Consider the following 4420-nt stretch of genomic DNA (forward strand, 5'->3'; position numbering starts at 1 on the left):
TGTTGCAGTCGGCCCTGGACGACCAACGTGCCGACAAGGAGTGCTAATTGGCCGACGACATGCAGGAATTCTTCCAGAACAAAGTCCAGTGGGTTACCGATGGGCAGGCCCCGGTTTCCGCCATGCCGCCGCGTCCTCCTCATTCGCGCCGTGAAATGCGCCGTCGGCGCGAAAGGCGCAAGCATCGCAAGCAGATCATGATCGTTATCATCGCCCTGGCTGTTGTGCTGGCCACCTCATGCGTGGTGATTCTGGTAGGCGGGCTGCGTCATGGCGCCCCCAGGATCGTAGCCACCAAGGAGGTCGCCCCCGACTATCCAGGTCCCGGCGGACAGCCTCTGGAGTTCACGGTCGAGAGCGGTCAGGGTGCTGATCAGGTAGGTGCCAATTTGGTCAAGGCCGGGGTGGTCAAGTCCACGGCTGCCTTCCTGCATGCCATCGCCAGCACCCAGTCCGAATCCAGGCTCCTGCCAGGCGTTTTTGATCTGCGTCTGCGGATGAAGGCCTCGGATGTGGTTGCCATTCTGACCGACCAAAGCAAGGCTGGAGGCTTCCTGCAGGTGAGGGCCGGCGAACGGGTCCGCGAAGTGGTCGCCCGGGCCGCTCAGCTTTCCGGTGTTCCACAGAGCGAATTCGACGCCCTGATTCAGGCCAAGGGCGAGGGCATCCTGCCCCAGGAGGCACAGGGCAACTTCGAGGGGTGGCTGCAGCCTGGTGAGTACGATGTGCGCAAAGCTGGGTCGGCCAAGGCCATCCTGAGCAATCTGGTGTCCAAGCGAATCGAGCACCTGAACCAGTTGGGCGTGCCCGGTGGTCAGGATCGGCAGACCATACTCAACACGGCCTCCATCACCGAGGCTGAGGTCAACAAGTCGGAGTATTACAGCAAGGTGGCCAGGGTCATCGAAAACCGATTGGCCAAGGGAATGCCCCTGGGCATGGACAGCACCGTGGCGTACTCCAATAATGTCTCCGCTTTGAAGCTGACCGACGCCATGCTGAAGAACGCCGACGACCCTTACAACACCAGGGTCCATCCTGGTCTGCCCCCAGGCCCCATCGGCAGCCCTGGAGACGAGGCCATCCAGGCTGCCATGCACCCTGAGACGGGCGACTGGCTCTATTTCGTCACTGTCAACATGGATACGGGAGAGACCAGGTTCAGCGACAACCAGGATCAGTTCAACCGGGATGTCAAGGAGTACAAGGCCTGGGAGTCCCAGCACAACCAGCAGGGCGAGTAGCGCTTTTCCCTGGATTTCAGGGCCACGATTGCTAGCCAGATGCATACGGCACTAGAAGGCATTAATGATTAAGGCCGTTACCGCTGCAGCTAGGATGACCGGGACGTAGGCCAGCGAGAGAGGGTTGTTTGTTCTGTCGGGTCTGCGGCGGCGAGCCAACCAGACCAGGGCCAGTGCGACCAGCCCCAGCAGCCCCATCATCAGCCACCAAACCAGGATGGTTGTCCATCCCAGAACTGACAGGCTCAGGGCGACCAGACCCGTTGCGGTCACGTCGCCCAGTCCCAGGGCGCCGGGTCGGACCAGGGCCAGCAAAAACTGAAGGCCTGCAGAGGTCAGAGTCAATAGCAGGCACTGCGCGAGCAGCATCGGCCGACCTTGGATCAGCGCAAATGCCAGCAGGATCACGGTCTGCAACACCAGTCCCAAGAGCACCAGAAGACGTGGGACTCGCCGGGAGCGGATGTCGATCAGGGCCAGGAGGAGGGCGGTCAGCAGTCCAGGTGCTGGGATGAGGTAGACCATCTTCTAAGATAATCATACGTAGCCCTAACCTGGCAAACGATGAACGAACGAGGAGCTTGAATATGTTGCGCTGGCAGACGGCAGGGGAATCCCATGGAGAGGCCCTAGTGGCCATGATGGAGGGTCTGCCCGCCGGGGTTGCCGTGTCCACCAAGGATATTGAATCGGCCCTTGCTCGCCGTCGGTTGGGCTATGGTCGCGGGGCCAGGATGGGCTTTGAACAGGACCGGGTGCGACTGCTGACCGGTGTCAGGCATGGACGGACGCTCGGTTCGCCAGTGGCCATCGAGATCGGCAACACTGAGTGGCCCAAGTGGGAGCAGGTCATGAGTGTGGACGAGCTGCCTGCCGATCAGGAGCCCCCGGCCACCGGTCGCAATGCACCACTGACCAGACCCAGGCCCGGCCACGCCGATCTGACCGGTATGCGCAAGTATGGGTTTACGGATGCGCGTCCGGTCCTTGAGCGTTCCTCGGCCAGGGAGACCGCCTCCCGGGTTGCCCTGGGATCGGTGGCTGCCGACTTTCTGGAGCAAGCTCTGGGCATACAAACCGTCTCCCATGTCATCTCCATAGCCGGTGTCGGCTCGGAAGGTCATGAAGTCACGCCCCGCCCTGAGGACGGACCTGCCCTGGATGCCTCGCCGGTCAGGACCCTGGACAAGGACGCTGAGAAGCGGATGATGGCCAGAATCGATCAGATCAAGAAGGACGGCGACACCGCCGGTGGGGTCTTCGAGGTCATAGCTTATGGCGTGCCTGCAGGCCTGGGCACTTATGTGGAGGACGACCGGCGTCTGGATGCGGCCCTGGCCAGCGCTTTCATGGGCATTCAGGCCATCAAGGGCGTGGAGATCGGCGATGGATTCAGCGAGGCTGATCGTCCTGGATCGCAAGCCCATGACGAGATGGAACCTGGTCCGGACGGCACCATCCGCAGGCTCAGCAACCGTGCAGGCGGTCTGGAGGGTGGCACGTCCAACGGCCAGCCCATCAGGGTGAGGGCTGCCATGAAGCCCATCTCCTCGGTGCCGCGGGCTCTGCGCACGGTGGATGTAGCCACCGGCCTGCCCGCCCAGGCCATCCATCAGCGTTCCGATGTGACTGCCGTGCCTGCCGCTGCTGTGATCGGCGAAGCCATGATGAACCTGACCCTGGCTCGATTCGCCTTGGAGAAATTCGGCGGTGACTCGCTCGAAGAGGTTCGGCGCAATGCTCAGGCCTACCTTCAGTCCTGGCCCGAGCATCTGCGGTGAGGGGCGGTCTTGCATGATTGAAAGCAGCAGCATGCCCAAGGCCATCGTCATCGGCATGCCCGGTGCGGGCAAGACCCGTCTGGGCAGGGAGACAGCCGCCCTGATAAAGGCTCCTTTCAGAGATACAGACCAGTGTATCGAGGAAGAGGCAGGCCAATCGGTCAGCGAGATCTTCGACACTCAGGGCGAGCAGGCTTTTCGTGACATGGAGACCAGGGTGATTCTGGACCTGCTGAAGGACTTTTCTGGTGGAATCCTGTCCCTGGGAGGAGGTGCTCCAATGAGCACCGAGGTCTTTCAGGCGCTGCAGGAATATCGGCGGGCAGGCGGAGCTGTGGTCTACCTGCAGATCGACCCCGAGGAGGGGGTCAGTCGGGCGGTTCGGTCGGATCATCGCCCCCTTCTTCGCGGTGCCGCATCGGAGCGCTGGATGGCCCTCTATCATGAGCGCCGCAGCGTCTACCGGGAGCTGGCCACCATCACCCTCAAATCGAAGAACACCACCCCCCGGGCCCTGGCCCGACGGCTGGCCGATGCCTTGACCGAGCGGGTGGTTCACGTCAGCGGTCCCGACCCCTACGATGTAAGGATCGGCGCAGGGGTGACCGGGCGGCTGCATGAGATGCTTGGAGACCAGGCCATGCGCGTGGCCCTGATTCACACCCAGCCCGTCCAGCGCCATTCGGACCATGCCCGTGCCCTCCTCCGTCAGGCCGGGTATCAAGTGGTAGATCTGACCATTCCCGATGCGGAGGCAGGCAAGACCATTCAGGTCAGCCAGGGGATCTGGGAGCGCCTTGCCACCGAGGGTTTCACCCGTTCCGACGCGGTTGTAGGACTAGGTGGGGGAGCGGCTACAGACCAAGCTGGGTTCATCGCCGCCACCTGGATGCGAGGTATCCGTTATGTGAACTGTCCGACCTCTCTGCTGGCCATGGTCGATGCCTCTACCGGAGGCAAAACCGGCATCAACCTGGAGCAGGGCAAGAATCTGGTCGGCAGCTTCTATACCCCTGCCGGTGTCCTGGCTGATCTGCGAACCCTGCGGACTCTGCCCAATGAGATTTTTGTAGAGGGCCTGGGCGAGGTGGCCAAGTCTGGTTTCATCATGGACGGCGGCATTCTGAGTGAACTTGAGGAGCGGGCCGACTCCCTTCGTTCCTTCGATGGGCAGGAGTCCGACCAGTGGTTGGGCACGGTGGTCCAGGATCTGATCGAACGCACTGTAGAGGTCAAGGCCCGGCACGTCTCAGTGGACCTCAAGGAATCCGGCTTGCGGGAGTTCCTCAACTATGGTCACACCCTGGGCCACGCCATCGAGAAGATCGAACACTTCACCTGGCGGCATGGTCAGGCCGTGTCCGTGGGCATGGTCTTCGCAGCCGAGCTGGCCAG

4 protein-coding genes are annotated in these 4420 nt (G+C 62.2%); 3 read left to right on the forward strand and 1 reads right to left on the reverse strand.

Annotated features, from left to right (window positions below):
• Nucleotides 1-47: 47 nt before the first annotated feature.
• The gene (gene mltG / locus AC0AP0_RS09460; protein ID WP_490430280.1) at nucleotides 48-1244 is read left to right on the forward strand and encodes an endolytic transglycosylase MltG; all 1197 of its coding nucleotides are present in this window, start codon (nucleotides 48-50) and stop codon (nucleotides 1242-1244) included.
• Between the two features lie 51 nt (nucleotides 1245-1295).
• On the opposite strand, the gene AC0AP0_RS09465 is transcribed toward mltG, so the two are convergent.
• A complete protein-coding gene (locus AC0AP0_RS09465) occupies nucleotides 1296-1769 on the reverse strand; it encodes a peptidase A24 (RefSeq protein ID WP_463603049.1) in 474 nt (157 codons plus the stop codon).
• Between the two features lie 62 nt (nucleotides 1770-1831).
• Here AC0AP0_RS09465 and aroC point away from each other — a divergent pair, with 62 nt between their 5' ends.
• Together aroC and AC0AP0_RS09475 are read left to right on the forward strand one after the other, a co-directional pair.
• The gene (gene aroC / locus AC0AP0_RS09470) at nucleotides 1832-3025 is read left to right on the forward strand and encodes a chorismate synthase (protein ID WP_463603050.1); all 1194 of its coding nucleotides are present in this window, start codon (nucleotides 1832-1834) and stop codon (nucleotides 3023-3025) included.
• Nucleotides 3026-3038: 13 nt separating this feature from the next.
• A partial coding sequence (locus tag AC0AP0_RS09475) for a bifunctional shikimate kinase/3-dehydroquinate synthase (RefSeq protein WP_490430281.1) occupies nucleotides 3039-4420 on the forward strand: 1382 nt, incomplete at its 3' end.

Source organism: Bifidobacterium sp. POST2/T3 (B1) (genome assembly GCF_058197115.1).